This window comes from Halorubellus litoreus (assembly GCF_037081675.1).
Classification (GTDB): Archaea; Halobacteriota; Halobacteria; order Halobacteriales; family Natrialbaceae; genus Halorubellus; species Halorubellus litoreus.
In genome coordinates this window covers 285,022-303,069 of sequence record NZ_JAZAQL010000001.1, presented here as the reverse complement: position 1 = coordinate 303,069, position 18,048 = coordinate 285,022, and the positions used below count along the sequence as shown (strand labels likewise).

At 70.0% G+C, this 18,048-nt stretch carries 14 protein-coding genes; 10 read left to right on the top strand and 4 right to left on the bottom strand.

The features are described 5' to 3' along the window. Positions 1–37: 37 nt before the first annotated feature. Entirely contained in the window at positions 38–622 is a 585-nt protein-coding gene (locus tag VYJ16_RS01545; protein ID WP_336349652.1) for an NUDIX hydrolase, read from the bottom strand. A 143-nt stretch (positions 623–765) separates the two neighbouring features. Between VYJ16_RS01545 and VYJ16_RS01540 the strand changes: the two genes are divergently transcribed. Further along, positions 766–2,208 carry an alpha/beta hydrolase gene (locus VYJ16_RS01540; RefSeq protein ID WP_336348564.1) on the top strand — a complete coding sequence of 481 codons (1,443 nt, stop codon included), beginning with the start codon at positions 766–768 and terminating at the stop codon, positions 2,206–2,208. 93 nt (positions 2,209–2,301) lie between these two features. After that, positions 2,302–3,228, top strand: coding sequence for a PhzF family phenazine biosynthesis protein (locus VYJ16_RS01535; protein ID WP_336348563.1), 927 nt, complete (start codon positions 2,302–2,304; stop codon positions 3,226–3,228). A gap of 75 nt (positions 3,229–3,303) precedes the next feature. On the opposite strand, the gene VYJ16_RS01530 is transcribed toward VYJ16_RS01535, so the two are convergent. After that, on the bottom strand, positions 3,304–3,963 hold the full coding sequence (locus VYJ16_RS01530) for a hypothetical protein (RefSeq protein WP_336348562.1): 660 nt from the start codon (positions 3,961–3,963) through the stop codon (positions 3,304–3,306). 167 nt (positions 3,964–4,130) lie between these two features. On the opposite strand from VYJ16_RS01530, the gene ppsA reads away from it, so the two are divergent. Further along, complete coding sequence (ppsA, locus tag VYJ16_RS01525) at positions 4,131–6,446, top strand: phosphoenolpyruvate synthase (RefSeq protein ID WP_336348561.1); 2,316 nt, start codon at positions 4,131–4,133, stop codon at positions 6,444–6,446. 66 nt (positions 6,447–6,512) lie between these two features. Here ppsA and VYJ16_RS01520 read toward each other — a convergent pair whose 3' ends face one another. Next, a complete protein-coding gene (locus VYJ16_RS01520) occupies positions 6,513–7,430 on the bottom strand; it encodes a site-2 protease family protein (RefSeq protein ID WP_336348560.1) in 918 nt (305 codons plus the stop codon). Between the two features lie 196 nt (positions 7,431–7,626). Here VYJ16_RS01520 and VYJ16_RS01515 point away from each other — a divergent pair, with 196 nt between their 5' ends. The 6 genes from VYJ16_RS01515 (at position 7,627) to VYJ16_RS01490 (ending at position 14,806) form a co-directional block, all read left to right on the top strand. Next, positions 7,627–8,820 carry a DUF7537 family lipoprotein gene (locus VYJ16_RS01515; protein ID WP_336348559.1) on the top strand — a complete coding sequence of 398 codons (1,194 nt, stop codon included), beginning with the start codon at positions 7,627–7,629 and terminating at the stop codon, positions 8,818–8,820. Positions 8,821–8,975: 155 nt separating this feature from the next. After that, positions 8,976–10,052 (top strand): tyrosine decarboxylase MfnA, encoded by a 1,077-nt coding sequence (mfnA, locus tag VYJ16_RS01510; RefSeq protein WP_336348558.1) that lies wholly within the window; start codon positions 8,976–8,978, stop codon positions 10,050–10,052. A gap of 387 nt (positions 10,053–10,439) precedes the next feature. Then, positions 10,440–10,958 carry a YqaA family protein gene (locus tag VYJ16_RS01505; protein ID WP_336349651.1) on the top strand — a complete coding sequence of 173 codons (519 nt, stop codon included), beginning with the start codon at positions 10,440–10,442 and terminating at the stop codon, positions 10,956–10,958. Between the two features lie 138 nt (positions 10,959–11,096). Continuing rightward, complete coding sequence (locus tag VYJ16_RS01500; RefSeq protein ID WP_336348557.1) at positions 11,097–11,771, top strand: LiaF transmembrane domain-containing protein; 675 nt, start codon at positions 11,097–11,099, stop codon at positions 11,769–11,771. A 352-nt stretch (positions 11,772–12,123) separates the two neighbouring features. Continuing rightward, positions 12,124–14,289, top strand: coding sequence for a methionine--tRNA ligase (gene metG, locus VYJ16_RS01495; RefSeq protein ID WP_336348556.1), 2,166 nt, complete (start codon positions 12,124–12,126; stop codon positions 14,287–14,289). Positions 14,290–14,374: 85 nt separating this feature from the next. Further along, the gene (locus tag VYJ16_RS01490) at positions 14,375–14,806 is read left to right on the top strand and encodes a universal stress protein (RefSeq protein ID WP_336348555.1); all 432 of its coding nucleotides are present in this window, start codon (positions 14,375–14,377) and stop codon (positions 14,804–14,806) included. Between the two features lie 31 nt (positions 14,807–14,837). Here the strand turns inward: VYJ16_RS01490 and VYJ16_RS01485 are convergent, their stop codons facing one another. Beyond that, positions 14,838–16,064, bottom strand: coding sequence for an FAD-dependent oxidoreductase (locus tag VYJ16_RS01485; protein ID WP_336348554.1), 1,227 nt, complete (start codon positions 16,062–16,064; stop codon positions 14,838–14,840). A gap of 117 nt (positions 16,065–16,181) precedes the next feature. On the opposite strand from VYJ16_RS01485, the gene pyk reads away from it, so the two are divergent. Further along, positions 16,182–17,942, top strand: coding sequence for a pyruvate kinase (gene pyk, locus VYJ16_RS01480; protein ID WP_336348553.1), 1,761 nt, complete (start codon positions 16,182–16,184; stop codon positions 17,940–17,942). The last annotated feature ends 106 nt before the right edge of the window (positions 17,943–18,048 follow it).

The window sequence follows — 18,048 nt, the reverse complement described above, 5'->3', positions numbered from 1 at the left end:
GGCGCCTACGCGAGCCGGTTCTTGTGGTCTCGCGTTCCTACGCCAACCGGTTCTCGCGGTCCATCTTGTCGGGCGCGCGCCAGTCCGTCGTGAGTTCGAGGAACTGCACGAGGATGCGCGCGGTCGCGCCCCAGATGGTGTAGTCGTCGACGTGGAAGTAGTGGACGACGACCTCGCCGTACTCCGGGTGGTCGCGGCGCTCGACCTCGTAGTTCTCCGGGTCCAGCAAGTCGTCGACGGCGACGACGACGACCTCGGCGACCTCGCGCTCGTCCGGCCGGTACGTCCGGTCGGGGATGCGTGCGACCACGGGCGTCACCGCGTACTCGGTGATGGTGCGGATGTCATCGATGCGCGCGACGACCTCGGTCTCCTCGGGCGCGAGCCCGATCTCCTCGAACGCCTCGCGGAGCGCGGTCGCCTCGATGTCCTCGTCCTCGGGCTCGCGGCCGCCGCCGGGGAAGCTCATCTGGCCGGGGTGCTTGCCGAGCTCGTCGCTGCGCTTCGTGAACAGGAGGTAGTCGCCGTCGGCGCGCTCGACGACCGGGATGAGGACGCCAGCGTCCCGCGGCTGGTCGGTGACCGTTATCGGGTCGAACGCGCGAACGCGAGCGAGGTCCATCGGGAGTTCGGGTCGTGCTACGAGCGCGACCCGTATAGCGTTCACTCCTCGCGCAACCACGCTGCGGGTTCGACGCCCGTCGAGCGACGGCGGCGACCGCCGGCACCGAAAACGCAAAGCGGCGATTCGACGAACTCCCGTGTATGTCCCCGTCCGACCTCCCGCGGCGGCGCGTGCTCGCTGGCGCTGCCAGCGTCGCAGCGACTGCGCTCGCCGGCTGCGCCGGCGACGGCCAGCCGACCGAGACGAGCACCGACGCGACGACGGCCCCAACCACCGTCGCGACGACCGAGGCAGCGACCGCGACCGAACCGACCGCGGAGGAGACGACCGCGGAGCCGGTGACGGACGCGGAGCGCGTCGCCATCGCGAAACGCGTGACCGAAGAACTCGCCGGCGGCGAGTTCCACGCGGTCGTCGGCCGGTTCGCCGACCAGTTCGAGGGCCAGGTGTCCGCGAGCGCCATCGCGGACCCGTGGCGACAGTTCGCGGGCGACCTCGGCGCGTACCGCGGGGCGACAGTCGCCCAGCAGGGGTCGAGCCAGGGGTACCCGTTCGTGGCGTTGCGCGCGACGTTCGAGCGCGGCGTCCTCCTCGTCGTCGTGACGTTCACCGGCCGCGACCTCGCCGGCCTGAACTTCCGGCCGACCGACGCCGCGTACGAACCGCCCGCGTACGTCGACAGCGAGGCGTTCGTCGAACGCGAGCGCACCGTGCCGTCGCCCGCGTGCGACCTCGATGCGACGCTCTCGCTCCCGGACGCCGCGGTCGACGACGGCGAGACCGTCCCCGGCGTCGTGCTCGTTCACGGCTCCGGGCCGAACGACCGGAACCAGTCGTTCGGCCCGAACCGGCCGTTCCAGGACCTCGCGTGGGGGCTCGCGTCCCGTGGCGTCGCCGTTCTCCGGTACGACAAGCGGACGTTCGCGTGCGACGTCGCTCGCTCGGACGGCCTCGACCTCGACGACCTCACGGTCGACGACGCCGTCGCCGCGGTCGACGTCCTCCGCGGCGAGGACGCGGTCGGGCCGGTCGCGGTCGTCGGGCACAGCCTCGGCGGGATGGCTGCGCCCCGCATCGCGACTGCGGCGGAGACCGCGGGGATGGCGTCGCTCGCCGGCCCGGCCGGGTCGCTCGCGGCGCTCATCGAGGTGCAGATCGAGTACCTCGCGAACGTCGACGGCGCGGTGAGCGACGCCGAACGCGACCGCATCGAGGCGGTCGACGCCGCGGTCGACCGCATCCAGGCGGGCGACCTCGGCGACGACGAGGTCGTCCTCGGGTACCACGCGAACTTCTGGCGGCAGCTCGCCGCGTACGACCAGACCGCCGTCGCCGCCGACCTCGACGTCCCGCGATTCCTCGCGTTCGCCGGCCGGGACTACCAGGTCCCGGTCGAGCGCGAACGCCAGCCGTGGGCGGACGCACTCGCGGACGCCGGGAACGCGACGTTCCGGACGTACGCGACCGCGAACCACCTGTTCCTGCCGGGCGAGGGGCCGTCGACGCCGAGCGAGTACCTCCAGCCCGGGAACGTCCTCGAAGCGCTCGTCGACGACCTCGCCGCGTGGACCGGTCGACTGTGACGACCTCGCCGCGTGGACCGGTCGACTGTGACGACCTCGCCGCGTGGCCCGCGGACCTGTAGCTTCTTGAGGCGGCCGTCCCTCCGCGTAGTCGTGACCGACCACGACACGCCCGATCACGACACGCGACGGGTGGCGCTCGTCGACGCGTTCACGACCGAACCGCTCGCGGGGAACGCCGCCGGCGTCGTCCCGGACGCCGACGACCTCGACGCCGAACAGATGCAGGCGGTGGCGCGCGAACTCTCGGTGAGCGAGACCGCGTTCCTCGCGGGGAGCGACGACGCGGACCGTCGACTGACGTACTACTCGCCGACGCAGGAGGTCGACCTCTGCGGGCACGCGACCATCGCCGCGCACGGGTTCCTCCGCGAGGACGACGAACTCGACGCGGGCACGCACACCGTCGAGACGAACGTCGGCGTGCTCGACGTCGACGTCACCGACGACGGAATGGTGTGGATGACCCAGGACACCTCGTCGGTCCAGCCCGTGGACGTCGACTACGAGCGCGTCGGCGAGGCACTCGGCGTGGACCCGGCCGCGTTCCAGGACGTCGGCGCGGACCTCTCCGCCGCGGTCGCGTCGACGGGCCTCCCGTTCCTCGTGATTCCCGTGAACTTCCTCGAGCACGTCGGCGACGCCACGCCGGACGACGACGCGGTCGAAGCGCTCGCGGACGAGTACGACGCCGCGGGCGTGTACCTGTTCACGTTCGACGCGCTCGACGCCGACAGCACGCTGCACGCTCGCGCGTTCTGTCCGAGCCTCGGTATCAGCGAGGACCCCGTCACCGGTACGGCGAGCGGCGCCGTTGGCGCGTACCTCCGGCAGGCTGGCGCGTTCACGGACTTCCCGGACGAACTCGTCTGCGAGCAAGGTCACTACCTGGACCGGCCGGGGACGGTCCGCGTCCGCGTCGACGGCGGCGAGGTCCGCGTCGGCGGGGAGGCGACCGTCGCACTCGACGGCGACCTTCGCGTCCCAGAGTACGAGACCGACGACATCCTCGAAGCGTAAACTCCTCGAACGCTCGACCCCCGCGAGAATGACCGCCTGGCGTCTAACCGAGCGCCACGGCGGCGCCCACCGCGGTCAGTTCGCGCTGCCGTCGCCGCCGTCGGTCGACCCGCTCTCGCTCGACCGGGACGCGCGCCGGTTGCTCTTCCGGTTCGACTCCCGGCCGCCAGCCGCGTCCGTGGACGCTCCGCCCGACGAACTCGCGCCGTCGCCCGTGCTCGCGTCCTCGCTCTTCGACCCGCGACGGCGCGACCGTCGGCCGCCGCTCTCGCCACTCGCGGACGCGCTCTGGCCCGACGCCCGACCCGCGCCTGCGCCGCTCGACGCACGCTCGGCGTCCGAGAGCGCCTGCTCGTGACGTTTCACGTCCGACTCGACGCTCGAGATGCGGTCGTCGACGTCGCTCAACACCGCGCGCTTCACGGCCTCCGCGTCCGCGCCACCGCCGCCACCACCGACGGCGTCGGCGACCTTCCCGATGGTCACGACGAGCGCGACGGTCTTCCCGACCTGCCAGACTATCACGCCGACGACCGCGAGCGCGACGAACGTCGTCGGGTTCGCCGCCGCCACCGCATCACCCCAGTTCTGCGGGGCGTCGCTCAACACTATCTGGGCCGCGTCGCCGAATCCGAGCCACGCACCGACGCCGACGATTCCCAGGCCCACCACGGCCGCGAGCGTCGCGAGCACCTGATGGAACGCGACGTACTTGACGGTCTGCTTTGCGTCCATGCGAGAACGCTCGCGGGACAGTCGTATTAACTCTGGGGCCCGAGGTGACAGCGAACTTACCGGCCGTCTCGCGCCGCCGCTGGCGCGCATTAACGCGTCCGCGAGTGAAATTACATTCGCTGGTGTCGGAACCTTCTTGGTCGTCTCCGGCGCAGGACCGGACACAGATGGCAGTACTGTGGCTGGACGACATCAGAGCCAGCGACCTCGAACGCGTCGGCGGGAAAGGCGCCTCACTCGGTGAACTGACCGGCGCCGGACTCCCCGTCCCTCCAGGGTTCGTCGTGACCGCGGGCACGTACCGACGGTTCATCGAGGAGGCCGGCATCGCCGAGGACCTCTTCGAAGCGGTGGACGTCGACGTCGACGACACCAAAGCACTCGCCGCCGCCCAGGAGCGCGCGAGCGAACTCATCCTGAACTCGCCGTTCCCCGACGAGCTCCGCGAGGAGATCCTCGGCGCGTACGCCGACCTCGGCGACGGCGAGGAGTTCGTCGCCGTCCGCTCGTCCGCGACCGCGGAGGACCTCCCGGACGCGTCGTTCGCGGGCCAACAGGAGACGTTCCTCAACATCACCGCCGAGGACCTCCTGGAGCGGGTGCGAGAGTGCTGGGCGAGCCTGTTCACGCAACGCGCGATCTACTACCGGAAACAGCAGGGGTTCGAGCACTCGGACGTCAACATCGCCGTCGTCGTCCAGCAGATGGTCGACGCGGAGAAGTCCGGCGTGATGTTCACCAGCCATCCCTCGACGGGCGAACCGAAGATGATCGTCGAGTCCGCGTGGGGGCTCGGCGAAGCGGTCGTCTCCGGGTCCGTGTCACCGGACAACTACGTCCTGGACCGCCAGACCGGGACCGTCGAGGAGGTGACGGTCGCGGACAAGAAGGTGATGATGGAGAAGGACGAGGCGACCGGCGAGACCGTCGAACGCGAGGTCCCCGAGGGCGACCGCGAACGGCGCGTCCTCACCGACGAGGAACTCGACGCGCTCCGCGACCTCGGCGAGACCGTCGAATCGCACTACGACACGCCACAGGACGTCGAATGGGCGATCGTCGGGGACGACGTCTACATGCTGCAGTCCCGCCCCATCACGACCATCGCCGAGGAGACGGAGGACGCTGGCGACACGCGCGTCGACGCGGACGTCGGCGTGAGTAACGACGACGGCACCACGAGCGGGACGACGACCGACGGCGGGAAAGGGGACGTCCTCGTCTCCGGCCTCGGCTCCAGTCCCGGTATCGCGAGCGGTGCGGCGCGCATCGTGAAGAAGCTCGACCAGCTCGACAAGGTCGAGGAAGGCGACATCATCGTCACGGAGATGACGACGCCGGACATGGTGCCCGCGATGAAGCGCGCCGCCGGTATCGTCACCGACGAGGGCGGGATGACGAGTCACGCCGCCATCGTCTCGCGCGAACTCGGCGTTCCCGCGGTCGTCGGCGCGGGCGACGCGTCGACGACGCTGACCGACGGCCAGGTCGTCACCATCGACGGCGACAAGGGCACCATCCGCGCCGGCGCGGTCGAGACCGACGACGAGCAGCGCGAACCCGTCGAGGAGGTCCGCCCGCAGTCGCCCGTGAAGCCGATGACCGCGACCGAAGTGAAGGTGAACGTCTCGATCCCGGAAGCGGCGGAGCGCGCCGCCGCGACGGGCGCGGACGGCGTCGGCCTCCTCCGCATGGAGCACATGATCATGTCGACGAACAAGACGCCTGAGCGATACGTGGCCGATCACGGCGTCGAAGCGTACGTCGACGAGATCATCGACGGCATCCAGCGCGTCGCCGAGGAGTTCTACCCGCGGCCGGTCCGCGTCCGCACCCTGGACGCGCCGACCGACGAGTTCCGCCAACTCCAGGGCGGCGGTGACGAACCCGAAGAGCACAACCCGATGCTCGGCTACCGCGGCATCCGGCGGAGCATCGAGAACCCGGAGACGTTCAAGCACGAGCTCGAAGCGTTCCGGCGGCTCTGGTCGATGGGGTACGACAACGTCGAACTCATGCTCCCGCTGGTGAACGACGCCGAGGACGTCGTTCGCGCGAAACAGCTCATGGTCGAAGCCGGTATCGACCCCGCGAAGCGCAAGTGGGGCGTGATGATCGAGACGCCGAGTTCCGCGCTGTGCGTCGAGGAGATGGCCGAACAGGGCATCGACTTCGCGAGCTTCGGGACGAACGACCTCACGCAGTACACGCTCGCGGTCGACCGGAACAACGGTCGCGTCGCCAGTCGCTTCGACGAACTCCACCCCGCGGTCCTGGAGCTCATCGGGTCGACGATAGAGACGTGCCGCGAGCACGACGTCAAGACCTCCATCTGCGGGCAGGCCGGTTCGAAACCGGAGATGGTGCAGTTCCTCGTGAACGAGGGCGTGTCGAGCATCTCCGCGAACATCGACGCGGTCCGGGACGTCCAGCACGAGGTCAAGCGCGTCGAGCAGAAGCTCATCCTCGACGACGTCCGCTGACCGCAGACCGGTTCTTCTCCCGTCGACGCCGGTGGCGCGATTCGGCAACGAGCGGGCGAGTCGCTCTCAGAGCACGGTCGGGCCGACGACGACGAACGCGACGATACCCGCGGTGAGCGCGCTCGCGGCCACCCAGACGGCGCGAGTGTCGCGGATGCCGACGGCGTCACCGGCGAGTTCGAGGACGACGCGCGTCGCCTTCCCGCCGTCGAACGGCCAGATGGGGAGCGCGTTCAGGACGGCGAGGTTCGCGTTCAGGAACCCCGTCCAGAAGAGCGCGTTCACGGCGACGCCGAGTCCCGCGACGTCGGCCGCCGTCGGCGCGGCCGCGGTCGTGTACAGCCACCCGAAGTACGCGAGGTACGCGTCGGTGACGGCGCCGACGCCGACGACGAGGAAGCCGACGCCGACGAGCGCGGTGACGGCGACGTTGTTCGCGACGCCCGCGGCGAACACTCGCAGCCGGCCGCGTGCCGGGACGGCGTCGAGCGATTCGGCGGGCTTGGCGTACGCCGCGATGGGGAGCACGCCGAACAGGAGTGCGACGCCGAGCTCGTCGAGGTCGACGCCCTCGATACGGAACCCGATGGCGTGCCCGCCCTCGTGGACGACGGTCGCGACCAGCAGCGCGAGCACGACGTACCCGGTCGCCGCGAGCGGCATGAAGTCGTTCACGCCCGGGATCGCGAGGACGTTGTTCGCCTGATTCGCCGCCGTCGCCTCGACGTCCCGCGTCGCCACCGCAACCGCGACCCAGCCGACGGCCGCGAGCCCGCTCGCCATCACGACCGCGAGTATCGCGACGCCGACGTCGTGCCAGCGTCGCCACGGCCCGCGGTCGGCGACCGCGTCCACGACCCCGTTCCCGCGGTCCGAATACAGGTAGAGCGTCAGGAACCCGACCTTCAGGCACCCCGGAAGCCTGTCGTTCACTCGCGACTCCACGGCCTCGAACCCTCGCTTCGCGCGCTCGAACGCCTCCATCCTTCCGATACCGTACTCGCTTGTATCAATTCAGTTCACCGGTCGTTCGACCGTCCGGCCGGTCGACGACGCGACCACGACGTCGCACCTCACAGCTCGACGCACGACTTCGCCGCTCGAATCACCCGCGGTACCGTCCGCGAGAAGCGTCCCTCGAACCAAGAGATACTTAGGCGCGGACGGGTGCAGACGATACATGGACACATCGAGAACCCTCCTCGTCGTCGCGGTCGTCGCGATGGTCGCGCTCGCCGGATGCAGCGGCGGGCAGACCACGTCGACGGCGCCGACGGCGAACGGGACGACCGACCCGGGGACGACCACCGGGACCGACGGCGGTGACGGCAGCGACGGGAACCCGCTCGAAGGCATCGACACGGCCCCGTGGATGACCGGGAACGGCGTCAACGGCACCCGACTGCTGTCGGCGCACTTCGGATCCCTCTCGGGGACGAGCTACCGCGTCGAGACCGCGCAGAACTCCTCTGGACTGCTGTCGCTCCAGCGCGACGGCGTGCAGCGCGTCGCCGAGAACGGCGACACCATCTACGAGTACGATACGCGAACGAGTCGCGGGAACTCGACGACGCGCGCGTTCGTCAACGACACGTGGGTGCTCACGGAGACCGCGAACGACACGCGGACCGTCTACAGCGACTACCGCGTCGACGGAAGCATCCAGTCGCTGAACTACACCGAGCAACTCGTCCAGTACGTCCGCCTCGGGAACTTCACCGTCAACCGGACCTATCAGGTCGACGGCGAGACGCGCATCGAGTACGTCGCGTCCGGTCCGTCCAGCGTCCAGGGCGCGCAGGCCATCACGTCCTTCGACGGTCGGTTCGTCGTGAACCCGGACGGTCGCCTCTACGAGCTCTCCGTCGCCGCGGTCCAGGAGGCCCAGTACGGGAACGCGACCACCGAGTTCGAGTTCGAGCTCGCGAAGGTCGGCGGCGTCGACGCGTCCACGCCAGCGTGGGTGTCGACCGCCCGACAGCAGGCGACGACCGTCGACTTCGACTACGAGTACAACGGGAGCGTGCTGAAGATCACGCACGAGGGCGGTGACACGGTCGCGGCCGGGACGCAGGTCGTCATCACGCCGCAGGTCGGTCGTGGTGTCGCGTACACGACGCTCCCGGCGAACTTCAGTGCGGGCGAGACCATCTACGTCACCGCGGCCGGCGGTCGACAACTCAACGTCTCTTTCGAGCCCGTTCCGAAGCCGGAGACCGGTATCGGCGGCGCGATCAACCTCGCGATGTACGGCTCGAACGGCGAGGTCGTGATGCGGACGGGAGTCGGACCGACGGCGAACGCGAGCACCGGCGTGGTCGCGCCGGTCGGTGAACCCGGTATCGTCGGGGACACGGGCGCCCCAATCGCATAGACCCTCGACTCACCGGCTCAAACGCCCGAATGCGGATGATCCCTTCTCGCGATATTGTGCTTCTAGCGCTCGGTGCCTTCCGGGTGGAGTCCGGCGCTCGTGGTCGAGAGTTCCCGAAACAAAACTGATAAACTCTCCACGACGAACGTGTTGGTATGCGCGGCCAGCCACAGGACTTCGACCGGGTGCTCTCGTCGATGTGTACGGAACCGCACCCGGTCGCTCGCGAGGCCGCCGGCGAGTTCCTGGCGACGAATCCCGGTGACCCGGCGACGTACCAGACCGTCTCCGACCTCGAGGACGAGGTCGTTGCGATGCTGGGCGAGGTCGCCGGCGTCGACGACCCCGCGGGGTACGTCGCGTCCGGCGGGACGGAGGCGAACATCCAGGCGGTGCGGATGGCGCGGAACCGCTGCGTGACGCACACGCCGAACGTGGTCGTGCCCGAGAGCGCGCACTTCTCGTTCAAGAAGGCGGCTGACGTCCTCGGCGTCGAGTTACGCGTGACGCCGCTACGGGACGACCGACGCGCGAACGTCGGTGCTGTCGAGCGGTTCTGCGACGAGGATACCGTGCTCGTCGTCGGCGTTGCGGGGTCGACTGAGTACGGGCGCGTCGACCCCATCCCGGAACTGGCGGCGGTCGCGTCGGAGTACGGCGCACTCATGCACGTCGACGCTGCCTGGGGCGGGTTCGTACTGCCGTTCTCGGGGCACGAGTGGAGTTTCGCGGACGCGTCCCTGGACACGATGACGATCGACCCGCACAAGATGGGGCAGGCGGCGATTCCGGCTGGCGGGTTGCTCGCTCGCGACCCGGCGCTGTTCGACGCGCTCGCGGTAGATACGCCGTACCTGGAGTCGACGTCGCAGGCGACGCTCACTGGCACGCGCTCCGGTGCTGGCGTGGCGAGCGCGCACGCGGCGATGACGGAACTCTGGCCGGACGGCTACCGCGAGGAGTACGAGCGCCAGCAGGCGAACGCCGACTGGCTCGCGGACGCGCTCGCGGACGCCGGCCTCGACGTCGTCGAGCCGGAACTTCCGCTCGTCGCCGCGAGCATCGACGACGTCGCGTTCGAATCGCTCCGGGACGCCGGCTGGCGGCTCTCCCGGACGGGGAACGACGAACTCCGCGTCGTCTGCATGCCCCACGTCACGCGCGAGATGCTGGAGTCGTTCGTCGCGGACGTCGAGACGGTGACGGCGACGGTCGCAGCGGACGGCGGCTGAGACCGACGGCGTCCGGTGTCTCGGCGACCGGCGGTCGTCGGCGTTCGGGGGTCGTCGGTCCAGAGGACAAGGCTTAGGTTTCGTGCCGGCTGACGGTCGAGACAAGTCGTGGTAGACCCCGCGCTTGCAGTCGCCGACGCGTCGATTCACGCCGCTCGCACCCTCCATGCGATTCCGTCGATAGCGTCGCTGCCGGCGAGCGCCGCGGGCACGGGCGTCGAGGCGCTGGCCGAGACGGCAGCGAACGCGGGGGGTTCGCCCGGCGTGGACGCGGTCGGGTCGGTCGGGTCGGACGCGTTCGGGTCCCTGGGTGGTCAGGAGGGGACGACGAACGCGACGAACGCGACGACCGCAGGCTCGAACTCGGACGGAGACGGTTCGGGTGGCTTGCTCGACTTCCACTGGCTGAAGGTGCTCGTGGAGACGGCGACGGGCTGGGCGGGTCTCGGTATCATCGCGGTGTACTCCTTCCTCATCGCGTTCGTCCTTCCGCTGCCGAGCGAGGTCGTGCTCGCGGCACCGCTCCAGCTCGGCGTCGGGTACTGGGGCGAGCTCTCCGCGATCATCCTCGTGAGCGGGCTCGGGAAGGCCGCCGGGAGCGTGTTCGCGTTCCACCTCGGGCAGGAGGCCAAGGAGTCGGGGCCGATCATCTCGTTCCTCCGTCGGTCGCGGTTCGACGTCGTGGAGTGGAGCGAGAACAAGACCGTCGAGATCGCCCGCAAGTACGGGTACGTCGGACTGGCGATGGCGCTGTGCGTGCCGGGGTTCCCGGACACGCTCTCCATCTACGCGTTCTCGGTGCTCGAGGAGGATTACGTGAAGTTCGCGCTCGCGACGTTCGTCGGTAGCGCCGGCCGCCTGGTGCTGTGGGCGGCCGGTGCGGAAGCGATTCTCGCGGTCATCTGACGGTCGGCGCGTCGTCCGACTGCAGTTCGCCCGGTCCGCTCGTCGGTTCTTCGTGCGCTCGAGTGGCTGCCGGGTATCGATTCTCGCGGGCTGGTGACCGCGAGCGCGCTTTATATTCGTTGTCGTCGTATATCTAGCATGAACCTCCGCGTAACCAACCGGTCAGTCCTCGGTGGCGTCGTCGTCGTCCTCGGTGTCCTCCTGCTCCTCGGGACCACAGGGATGTTCGAGACCGAGTCGCTCGTGCAGTTCGTGCCGTCGCTGTTCGTCCTCGTCGGCGTCTACGCCGTCGTCCAGAGCGGGTTCCGGAACCTCACCGGGCCCGTCCTCCTGATACTCGTCGCGGGGAGCGTCCAGTTGCTCGTCCTCGACGTCGTCACGGACGCGTTCGCGGAGACGTACTGGCCCGTGCTCGTCGTGGTCGCCGGGCTCACCATCCTCCTCTCGCGGTCGCGTCGGTCCGATCCGACCGTGTTGAAGGAGGACCTCGACCTCGTCGCGGTCTTCGGTGGCGTCGAACGCCGGCCGGTCGGCGAACTGTTCCGGTCCGCGGACCTCGCGGTCGCGTTCGGCGGCGCGGAACTCGACCTCCGGGACGCCGCGAGCGCGAAGCCGAGCGAGGTGGACGCGCTCGTCGTGTTCGGCGGCGCCGAGGTGTACGTCCCCGAGGACTGGGTCGTCGAGGTGGACGCCCTCCCGCTGTTCGGTGCGGTCACCGACGAACGGCCGCGCGCACCGCTCGCGAAGGACGGGGAGACGCCCGACCTCGTCGTGACGGGCGCGGTCGCGTTCGGCGGCATCAGCATCAAGTAGTCCCGCGACGCGACCGCGCACCGCGCCTCGGCGTGGTAGCCGGTCGCACGCCACCGCATCGCTTTTGTTCGCGACCACGTTACGAGCGAGCGTGCAGGTCGTCGTCCCCACGAATCGCCGTATGCGCTCGCACCGATAGCGCCCGGTGGGGACGGCCGCGACGCCCCGTCATGGGGGCCGCGACCGCGGCCGCGAAACCCGGTCTCCCGTTCTCGCATCGCCAGTGAGCAGCTGCGGCCCGCTCGCGTCGCCAGCGATCAGCCGCGACCAGCGACGTGCAGTCGCGACCAGGGATCATGGATCCAGGCACGAACCGGCGGGTTTTAGGCCCGCACCGACCGGAGGAACAGGCATGAGCAGCGACGAGTATCCGACAGACGAGCCCGCGGTGGTGACGTGCGGGTTGCCGTACGCGAACGGCGACCTCCACATCGGTCACCTCCGAGGGTACACAGCCGCGGACGCGTATAATCGAGCGCTCCGCAAGCTCGGCCAGCAGACCGCGTACGTCTGCGGGAGCGACATGCACGGGACGCCCATCGCGGTGGGCGCCGAACAGGACGGCGTCGACCCCGAGGACTTCGCGATGGCGTACCACGAGCAGTACGAGGAGACGTTCCCGAAGTTCAACGTCGACTTCGACAACTACGGGCACACGCACGACGCGACGAACACCGAGCTGACGCGGGACATCGTCGCGACGCTGGAGGACGAGGGGTACGTCTACGAGAAGGAGATCAAGGTCGCGTGGGACCCCGAGGAGGACCAGCCGCTCCCGGACCGGTACGTCCGCGGGACGTGCCCGTACTGCGGGGAGACCGCGCGCGGTGACGAGTGCGACGACGGCTGCGGCCGCCACCTCGAGCCCGGCGAGATAGAGAACCCCCAGAGCACCATCACGGGGAACGCGGCAGAGTACCGCGACCGCGAGCACAAGTTCTTCGCGGTGAGCGAACTCTCCGAGTACCTCACCGAGTTCCTCGACGGCCTCGAAGGCACGAGTAACGCCCGCAACCAGCCCCGCGAGTGGATCGAGAACGGTCTCCAGGACTGGTGTATCACGCGCGACATGGACTGGGGTATCGACTACCCGGGCGCGGAGGACGAACTCGTGCTGTACGTGTGGGTGGACGCCCCCATCGAGTACATCTCGTCGACGAAGCAGTACACGGAGCGCGTCGGCGCGGACGCGTACGACTGGGAGCAGGTCTGGAAGCCCCAAGCCGAGGGCGAGGACGGGGAACCGGACGCTGGCGCTGGAGCGGCGGGGAACGGCGAGATCATCCACGTCATCGGCCGGGACATCATCCAGCATCACACCATCTTCTGGCCGGCGATGCTCGAGGTCGCGGGCTATACGGCTCCCCGAGCAGTGTGTGCGACCGGGTTCGTCACCATCAACGGGAAGGGCCTGTCGACGAGCCGGAATCGCGCAATCTGGGCCCACGAGTACCTCGACGAGGGCTTCCACCCGGACCTCCTGCGGTACTATCTGACGACGATGGGCGGGTTCCAGCAGGACCTCGACTTCTCCTGGGAGCGGTTCGCCGAGCGCGTGAACGGCGAGCTCGTCGGGACGGTCGGGAACTTCTTCTATCGGAGCCTGCTGTTCGCCGCGCGGAACTTCGACGGCACGCCCGCTGTCGACGTCAGCGACGACGTCGCGGCGCGCATCGACGAGGCCGTCGAGGAGTTCCAGGTGGCGGTGAACGAGTACGACCTCCGCGGGGCGAGCGAGGCGGGCGTCCGCCTGGCGCGGTTCGGGAACGAGTACATCCAGGGGCACGAACCCTGGAAGCTCGAGGACGGCGGCGACGAGCAAGCGAAGGTCATCCGGGACTGCGTGCAGGTCGCGAAGGCGGTCGCGGTCCTCATGGAGCCGTTCATGCCCGAGAAGGCCGAGCGCGCGTTCTCCCAGCTCGGCGCGGACGCGGACGTCCACGCGGTCACGCTCGACGCCGCCCACGAGTCACCGGGGGCGTTCGGCGAGCCCGACGAGCTCTTCGAGCAGGTCGAGGACGAGCGCGTCGAGGAGCTCGAGGCGAAACTCGCGGAGAAGGTCGCGGACGCCGAAGCGGACGGGCACGACGGCGACGACACCGACGACGCGGGGGACGCTGCCGCGACCGAGACCGAAAGCGACGACTCCGCCGAGGACGACAGTGAGAGCGTGAGCGACGACATCGAACCTCTCAGCGAGGACCGCATCAGTTTCGACGACTTCCAGACGATGGACTTGCGCGTCGGGCGCGTCGAGGCCGCCGAGGGCATCGAGGGCGCGGACAAGCTCGCGAAGCTCGACGTCGACCTGGGCGCGGAGACGCGCACCGTCGTCGCGGGCATCAAGCAACTCCACGACCTCGACGAGCTCCCGGGCACGAAGGTCGTGGTCGTGGCGAACATGGAGAAGAACGAGCTGTTCGGCGTCGAATCCAACGGGATGGTGCTCGCCGCGGGCGAGGACGCGGACCTCCTCACGACCCACGGCGACAGCGAGCCGGGTACGAAGGTCCGGTAGTCCCACGAGTCGCCTGGACGGATTCGGGGCGCCCGTTCGATAGTTCGACCCTGGTTTTTTGCGGCTCGTCGTCGTCTGTCGAGGCATGTACGACGTCGTACTCGTGGCGACCGACGGGAGCGATGGCGGCCATGAAGCGGTCGAGCGAGCGGTGTCGCTGGCGGCGGCGACGGACGCGACCGTGCACTGCCTGTACGTCGTCGACGTCGGCGTGTCGATGGCGGCGTCGGGCGTCGGGACCGTCGCCGAGGAGTTGACCGAGAGCCTGCAGACGATGGCGACTGCCGCGCTCGACGACGCGGAGGCGGTCGCCGAGGAGGCGGGCGTCGACCACGAGCGCGCGGTCGTCGAAGGACTGCCGTACGAGGTCATCGTGTCGTACGGCGAGGAGGTGGACGCGGACGTCGCTGTGGTCGGCGCGAGCGGACAGTCCGGGCTCGGGTCCCGGCTCCTCGGGAGCACGAGCGACCGCGTCGTCCACGAGTCGCCCGTGGACGTCCTCGTGGTACGCGAGTAGCGCCGAACGGTCGCGCGGTCCGCCGTCGCCGTCAGCGAGCGGCGTCGTAAAGGTTCGCGTCCGACGGGTTCCGGGCGTCGTACCGGTCGGCGAACGCGTCCAGGCGGTCGGGGTCGTCCGCGCCGGGGAGCGTGGCGTCGGCGGTCGTCGACGGCTCGTCGACGCCGAGGTGGTCGGCGACGAGGTCCGCGGTCGCTTCGGCCATCCGCCGGTACGTCGTGAGCTTCCCGCCGACGACGCTCGCGAGGTTCGCGACGCCGTCGTCGGCGTGGTCGAGCGCGAAGAACCCCCTCGAGATGCCGCGTCGGTCGGTGTCGGCCTCGTCGGGCGCGTACAGCGGGCGGACGCCCCACCAGGTGCGAGTCACCTCGGCGTCGGCGACGGCCGGTAGCATCGCCGCGCACTCCTCGACGCAGCGCGCTCGCTCCCAGTCGGCGCGCTCGTACTCGTCGGGGTCGTCGACGGGGACGCTCGTCGTCCCGAGCACGACCTCGTCGGCGTGCGGGAGCACGATGTCGCCGTCTTCGGGTTCCCGGCAGCGGTTCAGGACGGGGCCGAGCGCGCCGTGGTCGACGGCGACCATCGCACCGCGCGCGGGCGCCATCTCGACGTCGACGCCGGCCATCGCGGCGACGTCGCCCGCCCACGCGCCGGCGGCGTTCACGACGAACGCCGGCTCGAACGTCGCGTCCACGCGCCCGCCGATGGTCGCCGCGAGGACGCGACCGTCCTCGACGGTGAGGGCTTCCAGAGGCGCGTGCGGGTGGACGGTGCCGCCGTTCGCCTCGACGGCCGCGGCGTTCGCCGCGACGAGCCGCGAGGGATAGACGACGCCGTCGGGGACCGCCATCGCGCGCTCGACGTCCGGGGCGATGTCGGGTACGCGCTCGCGGACCGCCGCCGCGTCGAGGACGGTCGTGGGGATGCCGACGTCCTCGCAGGCCGCGCGCTTCGCGTCGAAGTACGCGGGGTCGTCGGCGGCGAGCTCGACGAACAGTCCACCGGTGTCGCGCACGCACTCGCCCGCTATCTCGCGGATGACGTGGTTCTCCTCGATACACTCCTCGGCGCCGACCGGGTCGGATTCGGCGTACCGCGCGCCGCTGTGCAGGAGGCCGTGCGAACGGCCGGACGTCCCACTCCCGAGGCCACCGCGATCGACGAGCGCGACGTCGATACCGCGGCGTGCGAGGTCGCGTGCGACGCCGGCGCCGGTCGCGCCGCCGCCGACGACGAGGACGGTCGGTGAACGCGTCATGCTCGAAGCAGGGGGCTGGAGCCTTACGAGGCCCCGGGTTCGGGCGACCGCGAACGAGACTACTCGAAACTTAGTTAATCGCGAAGGCTTTTGGACGGCGCCACAGAATCGGCAGGTATGCGAAGAGCCAAGATCGTCTGCACGCTCGGCCCGGCGTCGGCCGACCGGCGGACGATACGCGACCTCTGCGAGGCCGGCATGTCGGTCGCGCGCGTCAACTCCAGTCACGGCACGCTGGAGTCGCGCGCGGACATCGTCGAGACGGTCCGGTCGGTCGACGAGGAGACCGACGTCCCGCTCGCGACGATGGTCGACATGCAGGGCCCGGAAGTACGGACCGCGCCACTGGACGACCCCATCCACATCGAGGACGGCAGCGACGTCACGTTCGTCGAAGGCGACACCGCCACGCCCGACGTCGTCGGCCTCTCCTACGACCTCGACGGGCTGGCGGTCGGCGACAAGGTACTCCTCGACGACGGCCGCATCGAGACGACCGTCACGGGAGTCGACGCCGACGGCGTGCACGCGCACGTCGACGACGGCGGCGAGCTCGCGGGCCGGAAGGGCGTGAACACGCCCGGCGTCGACCTCGACCTCGACGTCGTCACCGAGAAGGACCGCGAGGACCTCCGACTGGCGGCCGAGCACGACGTCGACTTCGTCGCCGCGTCGTTCGTCCGCGACGCCGCGGACGTCCTCGAGGTCTCGCAGGTCCTAGAGGAGTTCGGCGCGGACATCCCCATCGTCGCGAAGATCGAACGCGCCGGCGCGGTCGACAACCTCGAGGAGATAATCGACACCGCGTACGGCATCATGGTCGCGCGCGGCGACCTCGGCGTGGAACTCCCGATGGAGGAGGTCCCGATGATACAGAAACGCATCATCCGCCGCTGCCAGAGCACGGGGACGCCCGTCATCACCGCCACGGAGATGCTGGACTCGATGGTGCACGAGCGCCGGCCGACGCGCGCCGAGGCGAGCGACGTCGCGAACGCCGTGCTCGACGGGACCGACGCCGTCATGCTCTCCGCGGAGACCGCCATCGGCGACCACCCCGTCGAGGTGGTGTCGGCGATGGACAGCATCATCCGGCAGGTCGAGGGCGACGCGGAGTACGACGAGACGAACGAACGCCGCGTCCCGGGCGCCGAGGAATCCAGGACCGACGCGCTCGCGCGGTCCGCACGCTACCTCGCGCGAGACCTCGGGGCGACCGCCATCGTCGCCGGAACCGAGTCCGGGTACACGGCGTTGAAGACCGCGAAGTACCGCCCGAACGTCCCCATCGTTGCGGCGACGACGACGGACGGTATCCGACGCCAGCTCGCGCTCTCCTGGGGCGTGCACGCCGAGTACGCACCGCTCGGCGTGAAGGGCGCGGACGACGTCATCGAGAACGCCGTGCAGGCGGCGCTCGACGCCGGCGTCGCGGAGAGCGGCGACACCGTCGTCGTCCTCTCCGGGATGATGACCGAGATAGAGGGGATGGGGACGACGAACGTCCTGAAGGTCCACATCGCCGCGGAGACGCTCGCAGCCGGTCGCGGCGTCGTCTCCGGGTACGGCGTCGGGCCGCTCCATCACGTCGACGACGGCGACCTCGCGGCCGTTCCGGCGGGCGCCATCGTCGCGCTCGACGCGGACTTCGACGACGAGTTCGACGGCGACGTCTCGAAGCTCGCGGGCATCGTCGACGCGCGCTCGGGGATGACGGGCTACCCTGCGATGGTCGCTCGAGAGGTCGGCATCCCGATGATAAGCGGCGCGCCGGTCGGCCGCGACTACGAGGGCGAGACGGTCACGCTCGACGCCGAACGCGGCGTCGTCTACGAGGGCGAGATACGCCGCGAGCGACGCGACCTCCCCGAGAGCTGACCGACGCGGAAGGCGACGACCGCCCGGGCCGCGACCGACGTGCGGGTGGATCGAATCGAGTGCTCGGGGGCGCGCAGGTGGACCCGTCGGCTTTTGCACCTCGGCG

Excerpts from the sequence above, each read along its gene's own strand:
- VYJ16_RS01530 (WP_336348562.1), bottom strand. The coding sequence starts at position 3,963 with ATGGACGCAAAGCAGACCGTCAAGTACGTCGCGTTCCATCAGGTGCTC.
- VYJ16_RS01540 (WP_336348564.1), top strand. The coding sequence starts at position 766 with ATGTCCCCGTCCGACCTCCCGCGGCGGCGCGTGCTCGCTGGCGCTGCC.
- metG (WP_336348556.1), top strand. The coding sequence starts at position 12,124 with ATGAGCAGCGACGAGTATCCGACAGACGAGCCCGCGGTGGTGACGTGC.
- VYJ16_RS01515 (WP_336348559.1), top strand. The coding sequence starts at position 7,627 with ATGGACACATCGAGAACCCTCCTCGTCGTCGCGGTCGTCGCGATGGTC.
- VYJ16_RS01500 (WP_336348557.1), top strand. The coding sequence starts at position 11,097 with ATGAACCTCCGCGTAACCAACCGGTCAGTCCTCGGTGGCGTCGTCGTC.
- pyk (WP_336348553.1), top strand. The coding sequence starts at position 16,182 with ATGCGAAGAGCCAAGATCGTCTGCACGCTCGGCCCGGCGTCGGCCGAC.
- VYJ16_RS01545 (WP_336349652.1), bottom strand. The coding sequence starts at position 622 with ATGGACCTCGCTCGCGTTCGCGCGTTCGACCCGATAACGGTCACCGAC.
- VYJ16_RS01485 (WP_336348554.1), bottom strand. The coding sequence starts at position 16,064 with ATGACGCGTTCACCGACCGTCCTCGTCGTCGGCGGCGGCGCGACCGGC.
- ppsA (WP_336348561.1), top strand. The coding sequence starts at position 4,131 with ATGGCAGTACTGTGGCTGGACGACATCAGAGCCAGCGACCTCGAACGC.
- VYJ16_RS01490 (WP_336348555.1), top strand. The coding sequence starts at position 14,375 with ATGTACGACGTCGTACTCGTGGCGACCGACGGGAGCGATGGCGGCCAT.
- mfnA (WP_336348558.1), top strand. The coding sequence starts at position 8,976 with ATGCGCGGCCAGCCACAGGACTTCGACCGGGTGCTCTCGTCGATGTGT.
- VYJ16_RS01520 (WP_336348560.1), bottom strand. The coding sequence starts at position 7,430 with ATGGAGGCGTTCGAGCGCGCGAAGCGAGGGTTCGAGGCCGTGGAGTCG.